The 24,122-nt window shown below is 68.0% G+C and carries 24 protein-coding genes and 1 tRNA gene; 16 read left to right on the top strand and 9 right to left on the bottom strand.

The window, feature by feature from the left end; genetic code table 11:
• Positions 1–28: 28 nt before the first annotated feature.
• Positions 29–114 (bottom strand) — tRNA-Tyr (locus AZOLI_RS27875).
• Positions 115–287: 173 nt separating this feature from the next.
• Positions 288–1,166, bottom strand: coding sequence for a hypothetical protein (locus AZOLI_RS27870; RefSeq protein WP_014249997.1), 879 nt, complete (start codon positions 1,164–1,166; stop codon positions 288–290).
• 465 nt (positions 1,167–1,631) lie between these two features.
• On the opposite strand from AZOLI_RS27870, the gene AZOLI_RS27865 reads away from it, so the two are divergent.
• The 5 genes from AZOLI_RS27865 (at position 1,632) to AZOLI_RS27845 (ending at position 6,751) form a co-directional block, all read left to right on the top strand.
• The gene (locus tag AZOLI_RS27865; protein WP_014249996.1) at positions 1,632–3,260 is read left to right on the top strand and encodes a DegQ family serine endoprotease; all 1,629 of its coding nucleotides are present in this window, start codon (positions 1,632–1,634) and stop codon (positions 3,258–3,260) included.
• Positions 3,261–3,374: 114 nt separating this feature from the next.
• Positions 3,375–4,136 carry a glycosyltransferase family 2 protein gene (locus tag AZOLI_RS27860; RefSeq protein ID WP_044553513.1) on the top strand — a complete coding sequence of 254 codons (762 nt, stop codon included), beginning with the start codon at positions 3,375–3,377 and terminating at the stop codon, positions 4,134–4,136.
• Between the two features lie 50 nt (positions 4,137–4,186).
• On the top strand, positions 4,187–4,522 hold the full coding sequence (locus AZOLI_RS27855) for a lipid-A-disaccharide synthase N-terminal domain-containing protein (protein ID WP_014249994.1): 336 nt from the start codon (positions 4,187–4,189) through the stop codon (positions 4,520–4,522).
• Positions 4,519–6,210: an ArnT family glycosyltransferase gene (locus AZOLI_RS27850; RefSeq protein ID WP_014249993.1), complete on the top strand. Its 1,692-nt coding sequence runs from the start codon at positions 4,519–4,521 to the stop codon at positions 6,208–6,210. The genes AZOLI_RS27855 and AZOLI_RS27850 overlap by 4 nt, the downstream gene beginning before the upstream one ends.
• A gap of 133 nt (positions 6,211–6,343) precedes the next feature.
• A complete protein-coding gene (locus tag AZOLI_RS27845; RefSeq protein ID WP_014249992.1) occupies positions 6,344–6,751 on the top strand; it encodes a hypothetical protein in 408 nt (135 codons plus the stop codon).
• Positions 6,752–6,759: 8 nt separating this feature from the next.
• On the opposite strand, the gene AZOLI_RS27840 is transcribed toward AZOLI_RS27845, so the two are convergent.
• Positions 6,760–7,761, bottom strand: a complete 1,002-nt coding sequence (locus tag AZOLI_RS27840; protein ID WP_081506030.1) for an ROK family protein — start codon at positions 7,759–7,761, stop codon at positions 6,760–6,762.
• 268 nt (positions 7,762–8,029) lie between these two features.
• On the opposite strand from AZOLI_RS27840, the gene AZOLI_RS27835 reads away from it, so the two are divergent.
• From AZOLI_RS27835 to AZOLI_RS27805, 7 genes are all read left to right on the top strand, one after another.
• Positions 8,030–8,809, top strand: coding sequence for a hypothetical protein (locus AZOLI_RS27835; RefSeq protein WP_044553509.1), 780 nt, complete (start codon positions 8,030–8,032; stop codon positions 8,807–8,809).
• 498 nt (positions 8,810–9,307) lie between these two features.
• The gene (locus tag AZOLI_RS27830) at positions 9,308–10,213 is read left to right on the top strand and encodes an ABC transporter permease subunit (RefSeq protein WP_014249989.1); all 906 of its coding nucleotides are present in this window, start codon (positions 9,308–9,310) and stop codon (positions 10,211–10,213) included.
• Positions 10,214–10,218: 5 nt separating this feature from the next.
• Positions 10,219–11,709, top strand: coding sequence for a high-affinity branched-chain amino acid ABC transporter permease LivM (livM, locus tag AZOLI_RS27825; protein ID WP_014189441.1), 1,491 nt, complete (start codon positions 10,219–10,221; stop codon positions 11,707–11,709).
• Positions 11,710–11,717: 8 nt separating this feature from the next.
• Positions 11,718–12,614, top strand: a complete 897-nt coding sequence (locus tag AZOLI_RS27820; protein ID WP_162488484.1) for an ABC transporter ATP-binding protein — start codon at positions 11,718–11,720, stop codon at positions 12,612–12,614.
• Positions 12,615–12,617: 3 nt separating this feature from the next.
• Positions 12,618–13,328 carry an ABC transporter ATP-binding protein gene (locus tag AZOLI_RS27815; protein ID WP_014189439.1) on the top strand — a complete coding sequence of 237 codons (711 nt, stop codon included), beginning with the start codon at positions 12,618–12,620 and terminating at the stop codon, positions 13,326–13,328.
• A 1-nt stretch (position 13,329) separates the two neighbouring features.
• Positions 13,330–13,701 carry a DUF6867 family protein gene (locus AZOLI_RS27810; protein ID WP_014249987.1) on the top strand — a complete coding sequence of 124 codons (372 nt, stop codon included), beginning with the start codon at positions 13,330–13,332 and terminating at the stop codon, positions 13,699–13,701.
• A gap of 169 nt (positions 13,702–13,870) precedes the next feature.
• Positions 13,871–14,971: a branched-chain amino acid ABC transporter substrate-binding protein gene (locus AZOLI_RS27805; protein ID WP_014249986.1), complete on the top strand. Its 1,101-nt coding sequence runs from the start codon at positions 13,871–13,873 to the stop codon at positions 14,969–14,971.
• An 83-nt stretch (positions 14,972–15,054) separates the two neighbouring features.
• Here the strand turns inward: AZOLI_RS27805 and AZOLI_RS27800 are convergent, their stop codons facing one another.
• The gene (locus tag AZOLI_RS27800; RefSeq protein WP_014249985.1) at positions 15,055–15,333 is read right to left on the bottom strand and encodes a hypothetical protein; all 279 of its coding nucleotides are present in this window, start codon (positions 15,331–15,333) and stop codon (positions 15,055–15,057) included.
• 228 nt (positions 15,334–15,561) lie between these two features.
• Between AZOLI_RS27800 and AZOLI_RS27795 the strand changes: the two genes are divergently transcribed.
• A complete protein-coding gene (locus tag AZOLI_RS27795) occupies positions 15,562–15,768 on the top strand; it encodes a hypothetical protein (RefSeq protein ID WP_014249984.1) in 207 nt (68 codons plus the stop codon).
• Between the two features lie 60 nt (positions 15,769–15,828).
• On the opposite strand, the gene AZOLI_RS27790 is transcribed toward AZOLI_RS27795, so the two are convergent.
• Positions 15,829–16,917, bottom strand: coding sequence for an MBL fold metallo-hydrolase (locus AZOLI_RS27790; RefSeq protein ID WP_014249983.1), 1,089 nt, complete (start codon positions 16,915–16,917; stop codon positions 15,829–15,831).
• A gap of 213 nt (positions 16,918–17,130) precedes the next feature.
• Between AZOLI_RS27790 and AZOLI_RS27785 the strand changes: the two genes are divergently transcribed.
• Together AZOLI_RS27785 and AZOLI_RS27780 are read left to right on the top strand one after the other, a co-directional pair.
• Entirely contained in the window at positions 17,131–18,174 is a 1,044-nt protein-coding gene (locus AZOLI_RS27785) for an OmpA family protein (protein ID WP_014249982.1), read from the top strand.
• Between the two features lie 167 nt (positions 18,175–18,341).
• Positions 18,342–19,010 carry a response regulator transcription factor gene (locus AZOLI_RS27780; RefSeq protein WP_014249981.1) on the top strand — a complete coding sequence of 223 codons (669 nt, stop codon included), beginning with the start codon at positions 18,342–18,344 and terminating at the stop codon, positions 19,008–19,010.
• A 27-nt stretch (positions 19,011–19,037) separates the two neighbouring features.
• Here the strand turns inward: AZOLI_RS27780 and AZOLI_RS27775 are convergent, their stop codons facing one another.
• The 4 genes from AZOLI_RS27775 to AZOLI_RS27760 form a co-directional block, all read right to left on the bottom strand.
• Positions 19,038–19,757, bottom strand: a complete 720-nt coding sequence (locus AZOLI_RS27775) for a hypothetical protein (protein WP_014249980.1) — start codon at positions 19,755–19,757, stop codon at positions 19,038–19,040.
• A gap of 174 nt (positions 19,758–19,931) precedes the next feature.
• Positions 19,932–21,251: a TolC family outer membrane protein gene (locus AZOLI_RS27770; RefSeq protein ID WP_014249979.1), complete on the bottom strand. Its 1,320-nt coding sequence runs from the start codon at positions 21,249–21,251 to the stop codon at positions 19,932–19,934.
• Positions 21,252–21,408: 157 nt separating this feature from the next.
• A complete protein-coding gene (locus AZOLI_RS27765; protein WP_014249978.1) occupies positions 21,409–22,062 on the bottom strand; it encodes a bifunctional 4-hydroxy-2-oxoglutarate aldolase/2-dehydro-3-deoxy-phosphogluconate aldolase in 654 nt (217 codons plus the stop codon).
• The gene (locus AZOLI_RS27760; RefSeq protein WP_014249977.1) at positions 22,062–22,988 is read right to left on the bottom strand and encodes a MurR/RpiR family transcriptional regulator; all 927 of its coding nucleotides are present in this window, start codon (positions 22,986–22,988) and stop codon (positions 22,062–22,064) included. Before AZOLI_RS27760 ends, AZOLI_RS27765 begins: the two co-directional genes overlap by 1 nt.
• Positions 22,989–23,180: 192 nt before the next feature.
• Between AZOLI_RS27760 and AZOLI_RS27755 the strand changes: the two genes are divergently transcribed.
• On the top strand, positions 23,181–24,023 hold the full coding sequence (locus tag AZOLI_RS27755; RefSeq protein WP_014249976.1) for a fumarylacetoacetate hydrolase family protein: 843 nt from the start codon (positions 23,181–23,183) through the stop codon (positions 24,021–24,023).
• Positions 24,024–24,122 lie beyond the last annotated feature (99 nt).

The raw sequence follows: 24,122 nt of genomic DNA, 5'->3' as shown, positions 1-24,122 counted from the left end.
GTCTGCTGCGGCGCACGCCATGGTGCGATGGTGGAAGGGGCTGGATTCGAACCAGCGTACGCGTACGCGGGCAGATTTACAGTCTGCTGCCTTTAACCACTCGGCCACCCTTCCATCGGGGCGCAGAGGATTAGCCTTTCGATCGGGTGGGCGTCAAGCCCCTTTTCGTTGATTTTTGCTCCAACAGAAAACCTCCGCCCCAAAGGATGGGACGGAGGTTTTTTGAAACGCGGCATTCAACGAGGACTCGGCAAAGAGGGCCTTGCGACCCGCTTTTCAAAATCCGGTCAGTTCGGGCGACGCGATGCCCGGTGCGCCGGGATCGGGATCGGGCGAATCGCCTGTTCCTCGCGCCGGCTGGCCGACATGTCGATCTCCACGCGGGCCAGGGCCTTGCGCAGCTCGTGCACGCTGTCGGACAGCGACTGGATGGTCGCCTCGCTCGGCTGCTGACGCCAGCCGCGATAGGCGGAGATGCAGGCCTTGGCGGTGTCGCGCAGGCGGCCTTCGACCGCATCCACCGGCGGGGTCGGCTGTCCTGCCGTCCGCGGAGCATCCGTCGTCGCCGGGGCCGCCGTGACCGGAGCCGCCGCAGGAGCCGCTGCGGGAGCCGGAGCCGGTGCGGGTTCCTGACGGTTCAGGCGCAGCGTTTCCGTCTGCGCCGGCGCCGCCGGAGCGGGGGTCGCCGCCGGGGCCGGAGCCGGAGAAGCGGCAGGCGTCTCGACCGGAGCCGGATCGGCCGCCGGTTCCGTCCGTGGGGCACGGGTCAGCGTGCCGCGGACCGTGCGGCCGGCGCGGCGCGGCTCTGCGGGAGCTTCGGCTTCCGCGGGAGCGGCGGGAGCGGGTTCGGCCGCCGGGGAGGCCGGAGCCGCGGTCACCGGTGCGGACGTCTCCTCGGCCGGTGCGGCCGCTGCGGAAGACTGAGCGTCGTCCGCCTGCGCATCGCCCTGGTCGTCATCACCCTGGGCGGCGTCGCCCTGGCCGCTTGCGGCCTCCGCCTTCTTGATGATGTAGGAGATGGCGCTGGGCGTGCATTCGAATTCGCGCGCGATGGCCGAAAGCGTTGCACCGCTGCGGTAGCGTTCAAGAATTTGGGGCCACGCCGACTGCGGAATGCGCCCACGCTTCTTGGGAGACTCCGGTTCGCTCCCGGTTTCTGCGTTCATTATATCGCTCGGTTGCCAAAGTGAATTTTCAGTCATTCGTCAGCATGTCCACCCGAACCGCACGCTTCCGACGCGGGACCACGCGGGCGCGTGCGTCGGCAGCATCGTGGCTTCACGCTGGCGGGCGATGTTTTCGGTATGGATGAATATCGGAAACTCTTCTCAAAAATGCCAGCATAACTTTGCACGGAATCGTGATTTTGTGTTCGGCGTCACAACGGGGCACGACGATTGGTGGATGGCGCCGCTTTTAAAATCCGCCGACGGATGAAAAGCGCGAACCGGAAACCGCCGGTGGTGGGGTATTTTGAAAAATGCGATGGACCCCGGACGGGGGGGGCCGTGTTTTGACTTCAGGAATTTCCCTGAACGGGGCGTTCCGACCGTCACCGGGACTTGTCGGCTCGGCGGGCGGTGGCCGTTGGCTCCAACTGTTTTGACCCACCGATTTTGCGGAGACCGTCCATGCCGCATGCGTCCGTTCCGCGTTCTCCCCACGCCTTCCGCCACCTTCCGGTTGCGGCGCTGCGCGCGCTGCTGGCCGGTTCCGTCCTGTTGCCGGCGCTTCCCGCAGGTCCCGCCGCCGCGCAGGAGGCGCCCGGCGCGAACAGCGTCAATCCTGCGCCCAACGCCAGCCGGACCTACGCACCGCCGTCCTTCCGCGATCTCGCCCGGACGCAGGTCGATACCGTGGTCAACATCTCCAGCACCCAGGCGCCGCAGGCCTCCGGCGGCGGTCGCCTGCCGGAGGGGATGGACGTGCCCCCCGGCTCGCCGCTGGAGGAGTTCTTCCGCGAGTTCCGCAACCGCCAGCGCGGCGGTCCGCCCAACGGCGCGCCGGAAGGCGGCCCGAATGGCGGTCCGAATGGCGGACCGGGCGGCGGACCGGGGGGCTTGCCCAGCATGGCGCTCGGTTCCGGCTTCATCATCGATCCCGCCGGCCTGATCATCACCAACAGCCATGTCGTCGCCGATGCGGCGGAGATCGCCGTCACCCTGCATGACGGCACCCGGCTGCCGGCCAAGCTGGTGGGGTCCGATGCGCCGACCGATCTGGCGCTTTTGAAGGTCGAAAGCGACAAGCCGCTGGCCGCCGCCCATTGGGGCGACAGCGAAGCGGTTGAGGTCGGCGACTGGGTGGTCGCCATCGGCAACCCGTTCGGGCTCGGCGGGTCGGTGACCGCCGGCATTCTGTCGGCCCGCGCCCGCGACATCCAGCAGGGTCCCTACGACGAGTATCTGCAGACCGACGCCGCCATCAACCGCGGCAATTCCGGCGGGCCGCTCTATGATGCCAGCGGTGCGGTGATCGGCATCAACACTGCGATCTATTCGCCCACCGGCGGGTCGGTGGGCATCGGCTTCGCCATTCCGTCCTCGCTGGCCAAGCCGATCATCGACCAGCTGAAGGACGGCGGCAAGGTGCGGCGCGGCTGGCTGGGCGTCCAGGTCCAGCGGGTGACGCCGGACATCGCCGAGAGCCTGGGCATGGACGGCACCGGCGGCGCACTGGTCACCAGCGTTTCGCCCGACAGCCCGGCGGCCTCTGCCGGCCTGCGCCAGGGCGACGTCATCACCGCCTTCAACGGCAAGCCGCTGGAGCAGATGCGCGAGCTGCCGCGCCTTGTCGCCTCGACCGGGATCGGCAGCGAGGTGCCGTTGACCGTGATGCGCGGCGGCAAGCAGGAATCGGTGCAGGTGACGCTCGGCGAACTGCGCAACGAGCCGCAGCAGCTGGCGATGTCCGGCTCGAGCGGCGCTCCCCGCTCCGCCGAGCCGGAGGAGAGCAGGTCTGCGCTCGGCCTCAAGCTCGCCCCCCTTACCCCCGGCCTGCGCGAAACCTTTTCCATCGGCGAGGATGTCGCCGGGGTGGTGGTGACGGAGGTGGACGGCGGCAGCGTCGCCTCACAGCGCGGACTCGACCTCGGCGACGTCATCGTCGAGGCGGGGCAGGAGCCGGTGGCCACGCCTGCCGATCTGGAAAGCCGTATCGCCAAGGCCAAGGAACAGGGGCGCAAGACGCTGCTGATGCTGGTCAGCCGCGGCGGCGACCTGCGTTATGTCCCGCTTCCGCTGGACGGAAACAAGGGGTAATCCGGGTCGAATCCCGGCCGATGAGACGGGAGCGGGGATCTGCCCCGCTTCCGTCTCATCCTTTTCCGCTACCGTTCGCCGCGCCGCGAGAGTAATTTGCGGCCCGTTTGGCGAATGGGATGGCAAACCGTGAGCATTTATCCGGAGAGCGGCCAGCCGGTGCGGCTGTCGGTCGTTGTCCCCGTCTTCAACGAGGCCGACAACGTGCTGCCGCTGCTCGAAGAGATCGAGCGGGCGCTAACACCGGTGGGCGGTTTCGAGATCATCTTCGTCGACGACCAGTCCGACGACGACACCCAGGCACGGCTGGCTCCGGCGGTCGAGGCCGGCCGGCTGCGCGTGCTGCGTCATGTCAACCGGTCCGGCCAGAGCGCCGCGGTGCGCAGCGGCGTCAAGGCGGCGCGCGGCGAATTCGTCGTCACCCTCGACGGCGACGGGCAGAACGACCCGGCCGACATCCCGGCGCTGTTCGCCCTGGTGTCGACGGGCGAGGCCGGTGCTCCGGTTCTGGTCGGCGGCCTGCGCAGGAAGCGGCAGGACACCCTGTCCAAGCGCTGGGCCTCGAAATTCGCCAATGCCGTCCGCCAGTCCCTCCTGCAGGATGGCTGCACCGACAGCGGCTGCGGCCTGAAGCTGTTCCGCCGCGACGCCTTCCTCGACCTGCCCTTCTTCGGGGCGATGCACCGGTTCCTGCCGGCCCTGTTCCGCGCCCACGGCCATCCGGTGGCTTATGTGCCGGTGAACCATCGCCCGCGTGAACGCGGCGTGTCAAAATACAACAACTGGCGGCGCGGGCTGATCGGCGTGGTCGATCTGCTGGGCGTCTATTGGCTGAAGCGGCGGACGAAGCTGTCGCCGGTCTCCGAACGCCTCTGACCGACCTTACGCTTGCGACCATAAGACCCTTTCGGGACAGGATTTCTACGATGCTTGAGCGCGCTGCGGCCTGGTTCCAAGAACAGAGCACGACCGACCTGATCTGGGTCGGCATCGGCTTCTTCGCCCAGCTGATGTTCACCATGCGCTTCGTCGTGCAGTGGATCGCCAGCGAAAAGGCGCGGCGCAGCGTGGTGCCGGAGCTGTTTTGGTATTTCTTGCTGGGCGGCGGCGTGATGCTGTTCGCCTATGCCTTCTACCGCTTCGACCCGGTCTTCATGCTGGGGCAGGGGATGGGGCTGGTGATCTACGCCCGCAACGTCTATTTCGTCTGGACCCACAAGAAGTCGGTGGCCGCCGGCGATGCGGTGCCGAGCAAATCGTGACCGCAGCCCCCCTGCCGCGCGCCGCTCTGCCGGTCTGGGCCTATGCGCTGCTGGCGCTGATCGCCGCCGCATTGTTCCTGCCGGGCTTCACCGTGCTGCCGCCCTTCGACCGGGACGAGGCACGCTTCGCCCAGGCCTCCTCCCAGATGCTGGACAGCGGCAATTTCGTCGACATCCGCTTCCAGGACGAGACGCGCTACAAGAAGCCGGTCGGCATCTATTGGTTGCAGACCGCGGCGACCGCCGTGGCCGAAGCGGTGCGCGGCGTTCCGGTGGGCACCGAAAAGCTGATTTGGACCTACCGCATCCCGTCCTTCCTGGGCGCAATTCTGGCGGTGCTCGTCAGCGCCTGGACGGCGGCTCGGCTGTTCGGCGGTCCGGCCGGCTTCATCGCCGGGCTGATGATGGCCTCCTGCGTCGTTCTGGGCGTCGAGGCGCGGATGGCCAAGACCGACGCCGTCCTGCTCGCCACCGTGGTGATCGGGCAGGCGGTGTTGGCGCAGCTGTACCTCACCCGCCGCGATCAGGCTCCCGCCGGGCGGGCCGCCTGGACCGCGCCGCTGCTGTTCTGGATCGCCGCCGGCATCGGCGTTCTGGTCAAGGGGCCGATGGTCCTGCTGGTGTCCGGCAGCACGGCGCTGGTGCTGGCCCTGTGGGACCGCGAGGCCGGCTGGCTGAAACGGCTGAAGCCGCTGGCCGGGCTCGGCATCGTCGTCGCCATCGCCGCGCCCTGGCTGATCGCCATCGCCATCAAGAGCAAGGGCGCCTTCTTCGCCGAATCCGTCGGCCACGACATGCTGGGCAAGGTGTCCGGCGGGCAGGAGGGCAAGGGCCTGCCGCCGGGCTATTATCTCGGCACCTTCTGGGTCACCTTCGCCCCCTGGTCGCTGTTGGCCCTGCTGGCGGTTCCCTGGACCTGGGCACGCCGCCGGCTGGACGCCGTGCGCTTCTGCATCGCCTGGATCGTCCCAAGCTGGCTGGTGTTCGAGGCGGTGCCGACCAAGCTGCTGCATTACACGCTGCCCGTCTTCCCGGCCATCGCCGCCCTGGCCGCGGCGGCCCTACTCGACAATTTCGACCGCAGCCGCGAACGGCCGCGCCGCTGGCTGACGGCCGCCGCCGTGGCGCTCGGCGTCATCGGCTTCGGCGCGTTGACCCTGGCGGTCGCGGTGATTCCCTGGCTGGTCGGCCAGCGGATCGATCCGATCGCGGTGTCGCTGGTGCCGGCGGTGGGCGGACTCTTCGCGCTCGCCCCGCATCTGTTGCTTGGGGGCGAGCGGCGGATGGGGCTCGCCGCCGGGGTGGGGGCCGCTGCCCTGCTCTATGTCGGCACTTACGCCGCGGTGCTGCCGAACATCGACGGGGTCTGGGTCAGCCGGCAGGCCGCCCGTGCGGTGGCGCAGGTCCGGCCCTGCGCCGACAGTGTCGTCGCCTCCGCCGGCTATTCCGAGCCGAGCCTCGTCTTCCTGCTGGGCACGCCCACCAAGCTGGTCCATGGCACCGGTGCGGCAACGCATCTGCTGTCGGACCGCGCCTGCGGTCTGGCCCTGGTGGAGGACCGGGAGGCCGCCGCCTTCCTCGACAGCCTGGGCACGGCAACGCCGCTGCCGTTGGCGGAACTGGCCGGATTCAACTACAACACCGGCAAGCGCCTGCACCTCACGCTCTACCGCCTGCCTGCGTCATAAGGGCAGGGGAACCCCCCCCGGTTGGGGATGGGCCTGCCGGGATGGGTAACGCGCCTCCGCATTGGACGGCGCGGGCGCTTTCCGCTCGACTGCATCTTCGGATCCGTTTTTCCGGACGAAAGGTGCCTGTTCGATGACCCGCGTTGTTTCCGCTGCCAAAGCCGCCGCTAGGACTGCTGCCGTCGCCGCCCTTTCCGTCCTGGGGATGGCGGCACTGTCGCTGCCGGCCAACGCCCAGAAGCAGGACTATGCGCCCTGGGTGTACGACCAGATGGTGCCGACCGGTCCCTTCATGCGCAACATGGATCAGGCGCAGCCGCTCCCCGGCCCGGCGCCGTCCCACTGGGGCGCGACGAAATCGGGCGGGCACCGCGCCGGCATGACGCGCTACGGCACCGACGTGAAGCGGACGAACCGCCACTATTCCAACACCCATTCGCTGACGCCGCCGCCGGTGGACCCGGCCGCCGCCCGGCGGGTGATGGCGCCGCCGCGCAGCGCCGACGCCCCGCCGACGCCGCGGACGGCCCAGCCTCAGTAATCCGCGCCTCAGTAATCCGTGTCCGGCATCTCGCCCGGCCGCCACAACCACGCAGCGCCGCGCACGCCACTGGAATCGCCATGGCGGGCGCGACGCACCGGCGTGTCCAGCCGGTCGGTGAAGGCCCAGGGTTCCATCGCCGCCGGCAGCCGGTCATACAGCAGATCCGCGTTCGACAGGCCGCCGCCCAGCACGATCACGTCCGGATCCAGCAGGTTGGTCACCGCGGCCAGCCCGCGGGCCAGCCGCCCGACCAGCCGCTCCGCCGTCGCGGCGCATCCGGGGGCGTCGTCGGCGCGTGAGAGGATGGTTGCGGCGTCCAGTGCCTCGCCGGTGGCCGCCAGATGGTCCGCCGCCACCGCCGGCCCGGAAACGAAGGTCTCCAGGCAGCCATGCTTGCCGCAGTAGCAGGCCGGGCCTGGCCGTTCCGCGTCCGTCGGCCAGGGCAGGGGATTGTGCCCCCACTCCCCGGCGATGGCGTTGCGCCCGCCGAGCGGCCGGCCATGCACGACGATGCCGGCGCCGCAGCCGGTGCCGAGGATCGCCGCGAACACCACGCCGCAGCCGGCCCCGGCGCCGTCGGTCGCCTCCGACACCGCAAGGCAGTTGGCGTCATTCTCGATCCGCACCGGCCGGCCGAGCGCCTGGACGAGATCGCGGGTGAAATCCCTCCCGATCAGCCAGGTGGAGTTGGCGTTCTTGACCAGCCCGCTGGCCGGGGAGATGGCGCCGGGAATGCCCAACCCGACCGTCGCCTTGCCACCGGCGGGGATTACGCCCTCCAGCCTTGCGACCAGGGCGCGGATCGTCGCGACCGTCCCGTCGTAATCGCCCTTGGGCGTGGGAACCCTGTGGCGGGCCATCTCATGTCCCTGACGGTCGAGCAGGATGCCCTCCGTCTTGGTGCCGCCCAGATCGATGCCGATGCGGTGCCCGCCGGCAAAACCCGATCCGTTCAATCCAGTGCCGCCCAACCCAGTTCCGGCCGCTTCTGATCCGGTGGCTGCCATGCCGCGTGACCTGTCTGACGATGGAATACCCATCCATAGCGTCGCCGCCACCGCGGCGTCCAGCGATGGCGATTGCCAGGACGGACAGGTGCCGAAGGAACAGGTCACGACCCGGCGTGTCGACTCCGCCGCGGTCGTGGGACAAAACGCAAGCGGCAGGCAAATACCATTGACCGGCCCCGGTGTTCGGGTAGAAGGTCGCCGACTGTCGGGCGGTCCCCTGTTCCGCCCCAACCCGTCCTACCGTACCGCGCCACCGGAGCCCCTGATGAGTCGCCAGCGCGCTGCCCTTCGCCTCTCCCTGAAAGCCCTGACCGGCGCCGCCGTCCTCGGCGCGCTGCTCGCACTGCCAGCGCCCGCCAGCGCGGCCGCCGCCAAGGAGGCTGCGAAGCCGCCGGCGAAGACGGCCGCCGCCAAGGCGCGCCCGACCAAGGCCAGCACCCCGGCCGCGCCCGCCTGCTACAACCGCGCCGAACATGCGGCCGAGCAGATGATGCGCCTGCACACCGAGATGATGGTGGTCGGCCTGACCTGCCGCACCGTGGTGCCGGACAAGAAGCCCTTCGACCTCTACCAGGACTTCTCGATCAAGAACCGCGCGCTGCTGTCCAATTCCGAAGCGTCGCTGATCAGCTATTACAAGCGCGCCGGCAGCGGCGGCAACGCCACCCGCCAGTTCGACATGTTCCGCACGGAGCTGGCGAACGAGATCAGCCGCCGCGCCTCCACCATCGGCATCGCGCAATATTGCGCCAACTTCGTCGACCGGTCGGTCGCCGCCAAGGACCTGACCCCCGAGGATCTGCGCATCCTGACCGCGGACGAGAAGAACGCCGGCCTGATGCATCTGGCCAGCCGCCCGCTCTGCGACGTGAAGGTGGTCAGCGGTCCGGACCCGGTCATTGCCGTCGCCCAGGCCGCCCCGGCTCCGGCCGCCCCGAAGGCGACTGTAGCCAAGGCGAAGGCCCCGGCCAAGGCCGCCGCTCCGGCCAAGCCGAAGCAGAAGGTCGCCGCCGTTCCGGCCAAGCAGTCCGTCGCCGTCCGCTGACGCCGCAATTTCCGGTTTAGATCGGATCGCGTAAAATCGGAATCGATTTGGAGCGTGAATCCGATCGCCAAACATAAAGCTACAGCGTCGTGCGTTTCATATTAAACGCACGACGCTGTAGTGCGCGCATTCGCAACGCCCCGCCCGGCAGCCGCCGGCGGGGCGTTTTGCGTTCTTCGCCCCGCCTGACCGAAGCCGGCAGCGGACGACGCATGCGGGCAACACAAATCTGTCTTGCAAAAATCCGTCAGGCTGGTACTACCGAAAAGGTCAGGGGAGCGCTCGACGGTCGGCCCGGCCGGGTCGGGACCGCATCCTCCGAACAGGAAAAATCATGGTCCGTCAGACCGATAGACGGAAATCCGGATGATACGGCATTCCGTTTGGTGAATGGACGGGCTGCACCAGACAGGGGGCTGCTGTTGCGTGACCGGTGTGCCGAGTGTGCCCGTGCCGCCGCACCCTGCCTTTGCGCCGTGCTGAAGGTGGGGTGAGGACATGGACTATTTTCTCCAGCAATTGATCAACGGCTTGTCGCTTGGGGCGATTTACGGCCTGATCGCGATCGGCTACACGATGGTGTACGGCATCATCGGTATGATCAACTTCGCCCATGGCGAGATTTACATGATCGGCTCCTTCGTGGCGCTGATCACCTTCCTGGCCATCGGCGCGCTGGGCATCACCTGGGTGCCTTTGGCGCTTCTGGTCATGCTGCTCGCCTCCATGCTGTTCACCAGCGTCTATGGCTGGACGGTGGAGCGGATCGCCTACCGGCCGCTGCGCTCCTCGCCGCGGCTGGCGCCGCTGATCTCCGCCATCGGCATGTCGATCTTCCTGCAGAACTACATCCAGCTCCTCCAGGGCGCCCGCTCCAAGCCGCTGCAGCCCATCCTGCCCGGCAACCTCACCATGATGGACGGCGCCGTCTCGGTCAGCTACGTGCGCCTCGCCACCATCGTCATCACCCTGGTCCTGATGGTCGGCTTCACCATGCTGATCAACCGCACCTCGCTGGGACGCGCCCAGCGCGCCTGCGAGCAGGACAAGAAGATGGCCGGGCTGCTCGGCGTCAATGTCGACCGCGTCATCTCGCTGACCTTCGTCATGGGCGCCGCGCTCGCCGCCGTCGCCGGCATGATGGTGCTGCTGATCTATGGCGTCATCGACTTCTACATCGGCTTCCTGGCGGGCGTGAAAAGCTTCACCGCAGCCGTGCTCGGCGGGGTCGGCTCGCTGCCCGGCGCCATGCTCGGCGGCGTGGTCATCGGCCTGATCGAGGCCTTCTGGTCCGGCTATGTCGGCTCCGAATGGAAGGACGTCGCAACCTTCTCCATCCTCGTCCTCGTCCTGATCTTCCGGCCCACCGGCCTGCTCGGCCGGCCCGAGATCGAGAAGGTGTAAGCGCCATGACCATGCACTCCAACACCGTCTCGTCCTCCGGGCGTGCCGCCACCCGCGGCGTCGACTGGGCCGCCACCGTCAAGGACGCCGGGCTCGCCGCCTTCGTCGCCCTGCTGCTGACCGTTCCGCTGGTGGGCCTGCGCACCGTCGACCGCCCCACCGGGCTCGGCATCGAAGCCCGGCCGGAGGAGGTCGTCGCCTCGCTGCTGCTGGTCTTCTTCGGCCGCCTCGGGCTCGGGCTGATCCGCCAGGGCATGGCGCTGCCGGTGCTGATCCTGGCGCTGGTCTGCGCCGGCATCGGGCTGCTGCTGCCGATGCCGACCCAGGTGCTGCGCCTGGTGCTGGTGCTGGGCGGCGGCGTCATCGCCATCCGTGCCGCCATGACCGTCGCCACCGGCCGCTCCAAGCTGTCCCAGGCCGACCGCGACAAGCGCATGGACCGCGTCGCGGCCAAGGTGCAGCACGCCAGCCGCTACATCGGCCCGGTCGCCGTGGCGTTTGCCGTCGTGCTGCCCTTCACCCCGCTGGCCGACCGCATGATCCTGGACATCGGCATCCTGCTGCTGACCTACATCATGCTGGGCTGGGGCCTGAACATCGTCGTCGGGTTGGCCGGCCTGCTCGACCTCGGCTATGTCGCCTTCTATGCGGTGGGCGCCTATAGCTACGCGCTGCTGGCGCATTACTTCGGGCTCAGCTTCTGGGTCTGCCTGCCGCTGGCGGGCGTGCTGGCCGCCATCTCCGGCGTGCTGCTGGGCTTCCCGGTGCTGCGGCTGCGCGGCGACTATTTCGCCATCGTGACCTTGGGCTTCGGCGAGATCATCCGCATCATCCTGGTCAACTGGTACCAGTTCACCGGCGGCCCCAACGGCATCTCCGGCATTCCGCGGCCGAGCTTCTTCGGCATCGCCGATTTCTCCCGCAGCCCGGCCGAGGGCATGGCCGCCTTCCACGAGATGTTCGGGCTGGAATTCTCGCCGCTGCACCGCATCATCTTCCTCTACTACCTCATCCTGGCGCTCGCCCTGGTGGTGAACCTGTTCACGCTGCGGGTGCGCAAGCTGCCGCTGGGCCGGGCGTGGGAGGCCCTGCGCGAGGACGACATCGCCTGCGCGTCCTTGGGCATCAACCGCACCAACATGAAGCTGGCGGCCTTTGCGATCGCCGCGATGTTCGGCGGCTTCGCCGGCTCCTTCTTCGCCACGCGGCAGGGCTTCATCAGCCCGGAGAGCTTCACCTTCATCGAGTCGGCGATCATCCTGGCCATCGTGGTGCTGGGCGGCATGGGCAGCCAGATCGGCGTGGTGGTGGCCACGCTGCTGGTGATCGGCCTGCCGGAAGCGTTCCGCGAGCTGGCCGACTACCGCATGCTGGCCTTCGGCGCCGGCATGGTGGTGATCATGCTGTGGCGTCCGCGCGGCCTGCTGGCCCACCGCGACCCGACCATCCTCCTGCATGGCGGCAAGAATCCGGCCGCGACGGGAGCCGCGAAATGAGCGCCGTCATGAGTGAAAAGCCCCTTCTGACCGTCGAACACCTGACCATGCGCTTCGGCGGCCTGGTGGCGAACAACGATGTGTCGTTCGAGGCGCGGGCGGGCGAGATCACCGCGCTGATCGGCCCGAACGGCGCCGGCAAGACGACGCTGTTCAACTGCGTCACCGGCTTCTACACCCCCACGGTGGGGCGGCTGACGCTGCGCCATCCCACCGGCAAGGAGTTCCTGCTGGAGCGGATGCCGGGCTACCGCATCGCCCAGCTGGCCGGCGTGGCGCGCACCTTCCAGAACATCCGGCTGTTCAGCGGCATGAGCGTTCTGGAGAACCTGATCGTCGCCCAGCACAACAAGCTGATGCGCGCCTCGACCTTCGCCATCGGCGGCCTGCTGGGCTTCCCCAGCTACCGCAAGGCCGAGCATGAGGCGGTGGAGCTGGCGAAATACTGGCTGGAGCGGGTGCGGCTGACCGAGTTCGCCGACTGGGAAGCCGGCAACCTGCCCTATGGCGCCCAGCGCCGGCTGGAGATCGCGCGGGCCATGTGCACGGAGCCGGTGCTGCTGTGCCTGGACGAGCCGGCGGCCGGCCTGAACCCGCGCGAATCGGCGGAGCTGGCCGAGATCCTGACCTTCATCCGCGATGTGCAGACGCCGCAGGGCCACCGGACCGGCGTGCTGCTGATCGAGCATGACATGAGCGTGGTGATGCGCATTTCCGACCATGTGGTGGTACTGGACTATGGCCGGAAGATTTCCGACGGCGACCCGGAGCATGTGAAGAACGACCCGGCGGTGATCCGCGCCTATCTGGGCGAGGACGAGGACGAGGCCCTGCCGCCGGAGGTCGCCGCCGACCTGCACATCCCACCCACCGCCGGCCAGCACAACGCGCAGAAGGGGGCCTGAGCCATGCTGAAGGTATCGGGCGTCCACACCTTCTACGGCGCCATCGAGGCGCTGAAGGGCATCGACATCGAGATCGGCGCCGGCGAGATCGTCTCGCTGATCGGCGCCAACGGGGCGGGCAAGTCGACGCTGCTGATGACGATCTGCGGCAGTCCGCGGGCGCGGCAGGGCCGGGTGTTCTTCGAGGGCGAGGACATCACCGACCTCCCCACCCACGAGATCGTGCGGCGCGGCATCGCGCAGTCTCCCGAAGGCCGTCGCATCTTCCCGCGGATGACGGTGCTGGAGAACCTGCAGATGGGCTCCATCGTCGCCCAGCCCGGCAGCTTCGAGCGCGAGCTGGAGCGGGTGCTGACCCTGTTCCCGCGTCTGAAGGAGCGCATCAACCAGCGCGCCGGCACGATGTCGGGCGGCGAGCAGCAGATGCTGGCGATCGGGCGTGCGCTGATGAGCCAGCCGCGGTTGCTGCTGCTGGACGAGCCCAGCCTGGGTCTGGCGCCGCTGATCGTGAAGCAGATCTTCCAGGTGATCCAGGAGATCAACCGGGAACAGAAGATGACGGTGTTCATGGTGGAGCAGAACGCGTTCCACGCGCTGAAGCTGGCGCACCGGGCCTATGTGATGGTGACGGGCAAGATCACGATGACGGGGACGGGTGCGCAGCTTCTGGCCGACCCGGAGGTTCGCGCGGCTTATCTGGAAGGGGGCCATTGAGATGGAAACGATCCTTGGCTCTTCGGTTCCGGTTTTCGTGTTCCTGACGGTTCTGGTGTTCGGCGGCTGCGGCGTGCTGACCGGCCAGACCCTGGCGGAGGGCTGGAAGCCGGTGTCGAACGTGCTGGCCTATTCGCTTCTGCTGGGGCTGGGCGACCGCTTCCTGGCCTGGGGCCTGTTCGGCGAGCAGCTGCTGTCGCTGTGGGGCTTCGTCGTCCACACGGTGGTGATCGGGCTGATCACGCTGACGGCGCATCGCATCGCCATCGCCCGGCGCATGGTCAACCAGTATCCGTGGCTCTATGAGACTGCCGGGCCGTTCGGCTGGCGGGAGCGGACGGGTATGGCCGAGGAAAAGGCCGAGGAAAAATAGGTCATTGGGAATAGGCCGTACGGCTGATTGGTGCCAGCGAAACTGTCGCACACCGCACCACTTGGGGTATGGTAGTCTGGAAACCGCCGGAGGGGACCCGGCGGCAAGGCCCGCAAGGGCCGGGGGTATGTTGCAACAGGGACCATTCACAGAACAGGGAAGCACACCCATGAAATTCAAGCTGTCCCTTCTCGCCGCGATCGCGGCGACCGCGCTCTCCGCCACGGCCGCCCAGGCCGATATCGCGGTGGCCACCGCCGGTCCGATCACCGGCCAGTACGCCACCTTCGGCGAGCAGATGAAGAAGGGCATGGAACAGGCCGTCGCGGACATCAACGCCGCCGGCGGTGTCCTGGGCCAGAAGCTGAAGCTGGAAGTCGGCGACGACGCCTGCGATCCGAAGCAGGCCGTCGCCGTCGCCAACCAGCTGGCCAAGGCCGGTGTGAAGTTCGTGGCCGGCCACTTCTGCTCGGGTTCGTCGATCCCGGCCAGCCAGGTCTATGCCGAGGAAGGCATCCTGCAGATCTCGCCGGCTTCGACCAACCCGAAGCTGACCGAGCAGGGCCTGAAGAACGTCTTCCGCGTCTGCGGCCGTGACGACCAGCAGGGCCTGATCGCCGGCAAGTATCTGCTGGACAATTACAAGGGCAAGAACGTCGCCATCCTTCACGACAAGTCGGCCTACGGCAAGGGCCTGGCCGACGAGACGCAGAAGGCGCTGAATGCCGGCGGCCAGAAGGAAACCATCTACGAAGCCTACACGGCCGGTGAGAAGGACTATTCCGCTCTGGTGTCGAAGCTGAAGCAGGCGAATGTCGACGCCGTCTACATCGGTGGCTACCACACCGAGGCAGGCCTGATCGCCCGCCAGATGAAGGACCAGGGCATGAAGGCCATCATCGTGTCGGGTGACGCGCTGGTGACCAACGAGTACTGGGCCATCACCGGCGACGCCGGCGAGAACACCATGATGACCTTCGGTCCGGATCCGCGCGAGAAGCCGGACGCTAAGGCCGTCGTGGAGAAGTTCCGCAAGGCGGGCTACGAGCCGGAAGGCTACACCCTGTACACCTACGCCGCGCTCCAGATCTGGGCCGACGCGGTGAAGCAGGCCAACTCGACCGACGCGGCCAAGGTTGCCGATGTCCTGCGCAAGGGCAGCTACAACACCGTCATCGGCAAGATCGGCTTCGACGCCAAGGGTGACGTCACCAGCCCGGCCTATGTCTGGTACAAGTGGAAGAACGGCCAGTATGCCGAAGTGAAGTAAGCGAAACGCATCGGCGTTCCGCTGAAAGGGGCCGGCACTTCTGTGCCGGCCCTTTTTTCTATTCGACCCGCCTTGGCGCCGGGTCAGGGAATAGGTCGGGGAACATAAGCGACGGACGGGGACATGGACGGTTGCGCCGCGGCAATCGCCGGCGAGGAGAGGCCGGATGCGACGCGGCGACCCGACCGCTCGTTCAGCAGCCGTTCGGAGGTCCGCATCACCTCCCGCCAGAAGGCGGCGGCACGGGTGTGGTTGGCGGCCGTGAGTTCGACAAGACGAACGCGGCTCATTCGAATCGCGGTTTCGCCCAATTCATCAACCAGGCGGGTCGCGAAGACAAGCACGTCGAGATCGGTGTTCATGACCGCTATGAACCCACAACCGGGACTTTTGTTCCAGCTTGAATCCGCACTGCGGCAAAGGGTCATCGGGGGTGCCCCGGACGTGCTGCGCTGCAACAGCGCATCTGCGGCATCGGTCAACGGTCACCGAACGGACACTCGCCACGACGGGGGGGTTTTGTGGTTCAATGGCGCCCTTCACGGCGGCCGTGACGGCAGCCGGTATGGGATGGGTTTTGGAGAACGGGAATGCGCAGAAAGCGCGAGGTGATCGAAGGTCAGATTTATCGCAAGCTGTCACCCAGCGGCGGTTATTGGGAAGTGGTCGCCATCCGCAAGGACGGCATGGGCACCCAGCATGCCCAGATGAAGCGAACCGACGACCCGAAGACACTGAAGACCCTCTCGGTGTCGACCCTGCTCGACCCGCAGCAGTTCGAGATCGTCACCGAGTAGCGGCCCCGTCCGACAAACACCTCGGGAGCATCGGGGGGGATATCGGGGGGAGCATCGGGGCTAAACGACGGCACACCGCCGGTAGAGGTCGATGTCCGGCCCGCTCTTCCCGCCGCCGGACACACGCTCCAGCCGCCCCCGGCGTATCAGATGGTTGAGGTGCGCCACGGCCTCGCCCACGGCGAAGACGGTCTGGTGCGGGTCGAGCGGGCGCGGGAACAGCGCCTGCGTCACCTCCGCCGCCGTCCGCGGCGACGCGCAGAGCGATTCGATCTCCGCCAGCCGTTCGGCATGGTGGAGGGCAAGTTCGTCGGCGCGCCGGTGCAGGCCGCGGAAGGGGCGGCCGTGCGAGGGCAGGACCAGCGTGTCGGCCGGCAGGGCGGCCCAGCCCTTCAGGCTGGCGAGGTAGTCGGTGAGAGGATCGGCGTCCGGTTCGGTCGGCCAGACGCTGATGTTCGGGCTGATCCGCGGCAGGATCTGGTCGCCGGAAATCAGCAGGGCCGAACCGTCGCCATTGCCATCGCTGCCGTCCGACGGGCGGTACAGGCTGACCGGTTCCGCCGTATGGCCGCTGCCGCCGATCACGGTCCAGAAGCGGTCGCCCACCGGCAGACCGTCGCCGGCACGCAGCCGGGTCAGCATCGCCGGCACGCCGGGGACGCCGCGGCTGTAGGCCCCCTTGCGGGCGAGCACGGCGTCCAGCGTCTCCGGCGCCAAGCCGCAGCGGCGATAGAATCGCTCCACCGCGGCATCGGTGGCGGCATCGTTGCCGGCTGACAGCATGCGGGCGAACAGCCATTCCGTCAGTGAAGTGGCGAAGGCCGCACCGGTCCGCTCCACCAGCCAGTTGGCGGCGCCGATGTGGTCGGGATGGAAATGGGTGGCCACCACCCGCTCCACCGGCCGTCCGCCGAGCGCATCGCGCAGCAGGTCTTCCCATACCGCCAGCGTGCGCCGGTCCCCCAACCCGCAATCGACCAGCGTCCAGCCGGCCGCACCGCCGTCCAACGCCCAGGCGTTGAGGTGATCGAGCTGGAAGGGCAGGGACAGCCGGATCCACAGCACGCCCGGCGCCACCACCTGCCAGCCGCCCGGATCCGGGGTGGTGCAGATGGGGTAGTCGATCGCATCGTCCGGGGTAGCGGGCATTGGGGCGGATGTCCAAGTCATTGTTATCACAGAAGGAAAGGCCGGAAGGGGCGTTGCGGCAAATCTGCAACAGGAAAAGCGGCCGTGCCTGGGCGGGATTGGCAGCCGCAAGTCCGGATTCCATTGTCGGGGCCGGAGCCCGTTCTGTCACGCGTTTCGCCGCAGGCCGGGATGTCCCGATCCGCCAACGCCGTCAACGATGGGAACAAGAACATGACGATGCGTGGGATTTTGCTGGGCACGGCACTGGCCGTCGCCGTTCCTTCCGTGGCCCTTTCGACCGCGGCCTTCGCCGCACCGGAAGGTTTCTACGTCGGCGCGGGGGCCGGCGTGAACTGGACCGAGGACGCCGACCTCAGCAGCTATCCGGCCCCGGGCCTGGGTCTGAAGGAGGAGTTCAAGATCGGCGGCATCGGCGACATTTCGGTCGGCTACGCCACCGCGATGGGCCTGCGCGCCGAGTTGGAGGCCGCCTGGCGTTGGCGTAACGGCGTCGACGGCACCAGCAGCGCCACTCCCGGCCTGAACGGCCTTGGCGGCAAGACGAGCTCGTATGCCTTCATGGGCAACCTGCTGTACGACTTCGACATCGGCCTGCCGATCACACCCTATATCGGCGCCGGTGCCGGTATCGCCGGGGTGAAGAAGACGCTGAACGGCGCCAGCGATCGCGACTGGGTCTTCGCCTATCAGGGCATCGTCGGCGCGTCCTATGCCATCAACGACACTGTGGCGCTGACGCTGGATTACCGCTACTTCGCCACCGTCGATCCGGAATTCGAACTGGGTCCGGTGACCTCGAAGAGCGAATATCGCAACCACACCATCCTGGCCGGTCTGCGCTATAGCTTCGGCGGGCCGTCGCGCGTCACGCCGGTCGCCGCCCCGGCCCCCGCCGCTCCGCCGATGGCCGCCCAGCCGCAGAGCGAATATCAGGTGTTCTTCGATTGGGACAAGGCGACGATCACCCCGAACTCCGCCAGCATCATCGCCGATGCCGCCGAAGCGTCCAGCCGTGCCCGCGCCGTCCGCATCCAGGTGATCGGCCACACCGACACCTCGGGCTCACCCACCTACAACCAGCGGCTTTCGGTCCGCCGGGCCGAGGCGGTGCGCCAGGGGCTGGTCGCGCGCGGCACGCCGGCCACCATGATCTCCATCGAAGGCGTCGGCGAGAACCAGCTGATGGTCCCCACCGGTCCGAACGTGCGGGAACCGTCGAACCGCCGCGCCCAAATCCTCATCAAGATCTCCTGATCTGGGCGAACCTGCAGGCGGGGGAGGGGGCGGATGACCTCCTCCGCGTTTTTCTTTCAGGATCTTCCCGGTATTGCTGTGCCCGGACGTGCGAAGGAGGTAGCGCCGGCCGTTGCGTCAGCGTATGACGGTGCAGCACGCAAGGCATCTTCGGTCCGAGACGTTACATGCAGGTTCTGATCGCCGACGATCATTCCATCGTCCGCAGCGGCTTGACCCATCTGGTGGGTGAACTGGACGAGCAGGCCACCGTGGTGGCCGCGACCAGCTTCAGCCAGTTGAACGCCATCCTCGACTCGTCGATGCTCGAGGGCGGCAGTGCGTTCGACCTGATCGTGATGGATTTGCGCATGCCCGGCCTGGGCGGTCTGGACGACGTCGAGGCGCTGGTGAAGCGTGTGGCGCCGGTCCCCGTCGCCGTCTTCTCGATGATCGAATCGCCGGACGAGATGCGCGCGGTGCTGTCGCGCGGCGTGCGCGCCTTCATCCCGAAATCGACCGACGACGTGCTCGTGGTCAATATCCTGCGGCTGGTGATGGCGGGCGGCTCCTATGTCCCGCCGGTTCTGGGCATGCCGGGCGCGCCGGTGGCGGCCGGTGCGGCGCCTGCACGCGGCGGCGCACCCAGCGTGTTCGACGGTCTGACCCGCCGGCAGTTGGAGGTTCTGGACCTGCTGGCCCAGGGCCTGTCGAACCAGGAGATCGGCGAGAGGCTGGGCCTGAACCTGTCCACGGTGAAGACCCATGTCACTGGCGTTCTGAAGGCGCTGGGCGTCGGCAGCCGCACCCAGGCGGTCCTGCTGGTCAAGGAATCGGGGCGCGACCGTCTGGTTTGAGGCCGGCTTCGGGGCCGGGCGCCGCTCTCACAGCAGAGCGTTCACCAGCGATCCGCGCCCGCCATAGCTGCCGCCGGATCCCCCCAGCATCAAGGAGGCGGGGTTCGTGGAAGCGCTGCCGGCGCCCAGGATGGCGGCCAGCCCCTGCAGCTTGGTGTTGTTGCCGAAGGGGTTGTCGCCCTTGGCCGGCTGCTTGGCGATGGTGTCGTAGTCCTTGCTGTAGTTGCCCATGCGCAGCTGGACGCCGTAGCTCTTGGCATCCTTGACCGGCACGTCCTTGTCGCGGGCGACGCGCAGCGTGTAGTCGCCCTTGTCCAGGGTCAGCTGGCCGGATTTCAGCTTCTGGAAGGCGTCATAGCTGGCGCCGGCATCCTTGTTGCTGTCGGCGATGATCTTGCCGCCGCGGTCCATCAGTTGCAGCCGCACCCCGGCGTCGCCGACCGTTCCCAGCGTCACGGCGCCGGACGTGGTGACGTTGAATTTGTAGAAGTCGGCGGGATCGTTGGACGCCAGGGAGCTGAAGACGTTCAGCCTGCTGGTGTCCTTCACCAGCGTGCCGATGCCGGTCGCGAAGGGCGCTGCGTTCAGCGCCGACTTGTTGACGGTCTTCTCGTATTCCTGGACCTTGCCGGTCGCGCCGCCATTGCCGGCCGCCTGCTGCTGCACGCGCTTGACCGCGGCATCGATCGACTGCTGCAGGCTCTGGGCCATGCTGCCGACATCGGCGTAGCTGGACAGGCTGACCATGGCGTGCTCTCCCTCGTTCCGCATCCCCTGAGGGGATGTCGAACAGGGCATTGCAGAATGCAGGCCAGCCGCAAGTTATTGACAGATAAAGAACCTCGAATGCCACGATCCTACCGGCCGGCAGCTTTTCCCCCACCGGCCGGCAGGATTTTCCCAGCGGCGCAACAGGCGAGGTTACCGTGCCCGCGTCTCCAGCCCCAGCCGCTCAGCCGACAGCTGCCCACAGGCGGCCAACAGTTGGAAGGCGGCGACCGTTTCGTCGCGTTGGGCGGTGATCAGGTTGACGCGGCTGTTCAGCAATTCCTGCTCCTGGTTCAGAACATCGAGCAAGGTGCGGCTGCCGACCTTGGCCTCTTCGCGGATGCCGTCCAGCGCGGTCTGGGCCGCCTTGATCTGGTCGCGATAGGAGCGGATGTTGGCCCTTGCGGTTTCCAACGAGGTCCAGGCCGTGATCGCACTCTCCACGCTCTGGTCGCCCTGGTCCCGCGCCTGCAGGCGGTATTGCCGGGCGGTGTGCTTCGCCTCCCGCACCTGCGCCTCCGGCAAGCCGGCCTGATAGAGCGGCGCCACCACCTGCACCTTCGCGGTCAGGCTGTCGGTCCGGGTATAATCGATGCCATCGTCACGCCCCGGATCCCAGGTCCGCGATCCGCTGGCAGACAGGCTGGCGGAAGGCAGAAGCTGGCCGAACTGCTGATCGATCCGATGGCGCTGGGCGTCTTCGGTATAAGCCGCGCTGAGTACCGACGGGTTGTTGGCGCGGGCGAGCGCCGTCGCCTCTTCCGCCGTCCGGGGCAGGCGGAAGGCTGGCTTGGGCGCGGCCAGCACGCCGGGCGCCGAACCGACGACCTGCACGAAGGTGGCGCGGGAGGTTTCCAGCGTGCCCTCAGCCTCCAGACGCGACGCGATGGCCTGGGCAAGGCGCGATTCCGCCTGGGCGACATCGGTCCGGGTGTATTCCCCGACCCGCGCCTGATCCCGGGCCGCCTTCAGCTGCCGTTGCAGCAGCTTTTCATTGGCGACGTTCAGTGCCACCAGTTCCTGATTCTTGACCACGTCCATATAGGAGGTCGCGGCGTTCAGAAGCACGGTCTGCCCGGTCGCCAGCAGGGTGGCGCGTTCCGCCTCAACCAGCCGTTCGGCCCGGCGCACGGCGGGAGCGACGGTGGCGTCGTACAGCGGCTGGCTGGCCGTGATCGACACGCTTTTCGCGTTCGTCTCCGTCCGTTCGCCGGCGGCGGCCTGATAGCGGGTGTTGGTCAGGTCGCGACTGATGCCCAGCGTGGCCGTCACCGTCGGCCGGTAGCCCGATATCGCCTGCGGGATCTGCTCGTCGACCGCGCGCAGGCGGGCTTCTTCGGCGGCCAGCGTTGGGTTGGTCGCCTGGGCGCGCGAAAGCGCCTCCTGCAGGGACATCGCCCGGACCGGTGCCACGCTCAGGATCAGTTCCGCCGCCAGCACGAGACCGCAGACCCGCCAAGACTCCGCATTCATGATACAGCCCACCCTTCCGCAACGGCGTTCCGCTGCCGGGAAAGCCCGATAGGGCCGGGGCCCGGCAGCGACGCTTGTTACGGATAGGCCGCCGGTCACCCTGCGGCTGGACAGCCATGCGGGAGAGACGAAAGACGTGCAGACGTGCCGATCGGCCTCAGGCGCCCTTGGCGGCCCGGTAGGCCTCCATCAGCTGGCGGCCGGCGGCCAGGATGGCCTCGCGGTCGCCCGCCTGCACCAGGCCCTCGTCCACCAGCTTGCCGCCGGCACCGACACAGGCCACGCCGGCCGCGACATAGGAGGCCACGGTGGTGGCGTCGATGCCGCCGGTGGGGACGAAGCGGACGCCGGGGAAGACCGACTTCAGCGCCTTGATGTGCGCCGGGCCGACGGTGGAGGCCGGGAAGATCTTGATGGCGTCGGCACCGGCGGAGATGGCGGCATGCACCTCGGTCGGGGTCAGGGCGCCCATCAGGCAGGCCACGCCATGGTCGCGGCAGGCGGCGGCCACCTTCGGCACCACGCAGGGCGACACGACGTACTTGGCGCCGGCCTTCACGACATCGGCGACGGCCGCCGGGGTCAGGACGGTGCCGGCGCCGATCAGGGCGCCGCCCTCCGCCGACAACTCCTCGATCAGGCCAACGGCGCCGGGGGTGGTCATAGTGATCTCGAAGGTGCCATAGCCGGCCTCGCGCAGCCAGCTGACGGCGGTGCGCGCCAGATCGGCGGAGCTGTTGCGGATGACCGGCACGACGCCGTAGGCGACGAGCTGGTCGAGGATCTCGGAAGCGGTCGGGGTGGTGGACATCAGGATTCCTCGGGACTCTTCTGGTGGGACAAGGAAAGCGAAGGAACGGCGGAGGCCGGACGGTCCGGCACGCGGTGGTGCCCGGCCAGCACGGCCTTGATGCGGGCAAGGCGGCGGTCGAGGCCGGGGGGAGCCTGCAGCCCGACGGCGACGGTCAGGGCGTCGATCAGGGCCAGCTGGGCAAGGCGGGAGGCCATCGGCGTGTGGACCGCGGTGTCCTCGTCCACGTCGACGGTCAGGCGGATGTCGGCGCGTTCGGCCAGCGGCGTGGCCGATGCGGTGATGGCGATCACCGTCGCCCCGCCGTCACGCGCGATGGCGGCGACGTCGAAGATCTCGTCGCTGGTGCCGGTCTTGGAGATCGCCAGCAGCGCATCGCCGGGGCCGAGCGTCGCCGCGGCCATCGCCTGGAGATGGGCATCGGTGCTGGCGGTCACCTGCGGCAGAAGACGGAACAGCTTGTGGTGGGCGTCGAGAGCCACGGTTCCGGATGCGCCGACGCCGACGATCTGCACCCGCTGCGCACAGGCCAGCACGCCGGCCGCGCGCTCCAGCGCCGCAGTGTCCAGACGGCTGCGCAGGCGGACCAGCGCGTCGATGGAGCGGTTCAGCACCTTTTCCGTCGCACTGGCGACGCTGTCGCCGGGGGAGAGGTCGCGCACCAGCGGGGTCGGCCGGTCGCCGGCCTCTTCCCGCGCGGCGGAAGCCGCCAGATGCTGGGCCAGCGCGATCTTGAATTCATGGAAGCCGCCGAAGCCGGCGGTGCGGCAGAAGCGCAGGACCGACGGTTCGCTGACACCGGCCTTGCCCGCGAGCTGGGCCAGACTGGCACGCACGGCGGCATGGGGTGCCGCCAGCACGGTGCGCGCCACCGCGGCTTCCGCCCGGCGGAGCCTGTCGAGTGAGGATGCGATCGTGTCCAGCATGCGGGAGTCCACCAGGGGAGGGGCGGCGGCCGTTCCGGCTGCCTGCGACCCTGATGTAGTTTTACTACAGGCTTGCGGCCTTGTCGACCGATCTGTGAAGTAACGCTACATTTCGTTTGTTCACCCCCTTTACTTTCCGCGCCGACCGGTCAGGATCGGCGGGCGCCAAACTCCTATCAGGGAAGAGTTTTCATGAAACTGCTGCGCTACGGCCCGCCGGGCCAGGAAAAGCCGGGATTGCTCGACGCCGACGGTCGCATCCGCGACCTGTCCGCCCATGTGGACGACATCGCCGGTGCGGCGCTGCTGCCTGACGGGCTGGACCGCCTGCGGGCGATCGACCCGGCGACCCTGCCGCTGGTGGAAGGCAATCCGCGCCTCGGCCCCTGCGTCGGCCGCGTCGGCAAGATGGTCTGCATCGGCCTGAATTTCTCCGACCATGCGGCGGAGACCGGGATGGCGGTGCCGCCGGAGCCGATCATCTTCATGAAGGCGACCAGCGCCATCGTCGGCCCGAACGATCTGATCGAGCTGCCGCGCGGGTCGGAGAAGACCGACTGGGAGGTCGAGCTGGCCTTCGTGATCGGCAAGACCGCAAAATACGTCTCGGAAGACGAGGCGATGGACCATGTCGCCGGCTATTGCATCGTCAACGACGTGTCCGAGCGCGCCTTCCAGATCGAGCGGCAGGGGCAGTGGACCAAGGGCAAGAGCTGCGACAGCTTCGGCCCGACCGGTCCCTGGCTGGTGACGCGTGACGAAGTCGAGGATCCGCAGAAGCTGAAGATGTGGCTGGAGGTCAACGGCCACCGCTATCAGGACGGCAGCAGCGCCACCATGGTCTATGGCGTACGCTATCTGGTGTCCTACCTGTCGCGCTTCATGAGCCTGCAGCCCGGCGACATCATCTCCACCGGCACCCCGCCGGGCGTCGGCATGGGCCAGAAGCCGCAGGTCTTCCTGAAGGCCGGCGACGTGGTGGAACTGGGCATCGAAGGCCTCGGCACCCAACGCCAGACGGTCGTCCAGGGCTGATTTCGACGATCCCCCTCTCCCCCCGGGGAGAGGGACGGGGTGAGGGGGATGCATTTCAGGATTTTTGCGAAAGTCCTGCCGCACGTCCCCCTCACCCTC

Origin of the sequence: Azospirillum lipoferum 4B, from assembly GCF_000283655.1 — a bacterium.
Taxonomy (GTDB): domain Bacteria; phylum Pseudomonadota; class Alphaproteobacteria; order Azospirillales; family Azospirillaceae; genus Azospirillum; species Azospirillum lipoferum_C.
This window is presented reverse-complemented; position numbering and strand designations above follow the sequence as displayed.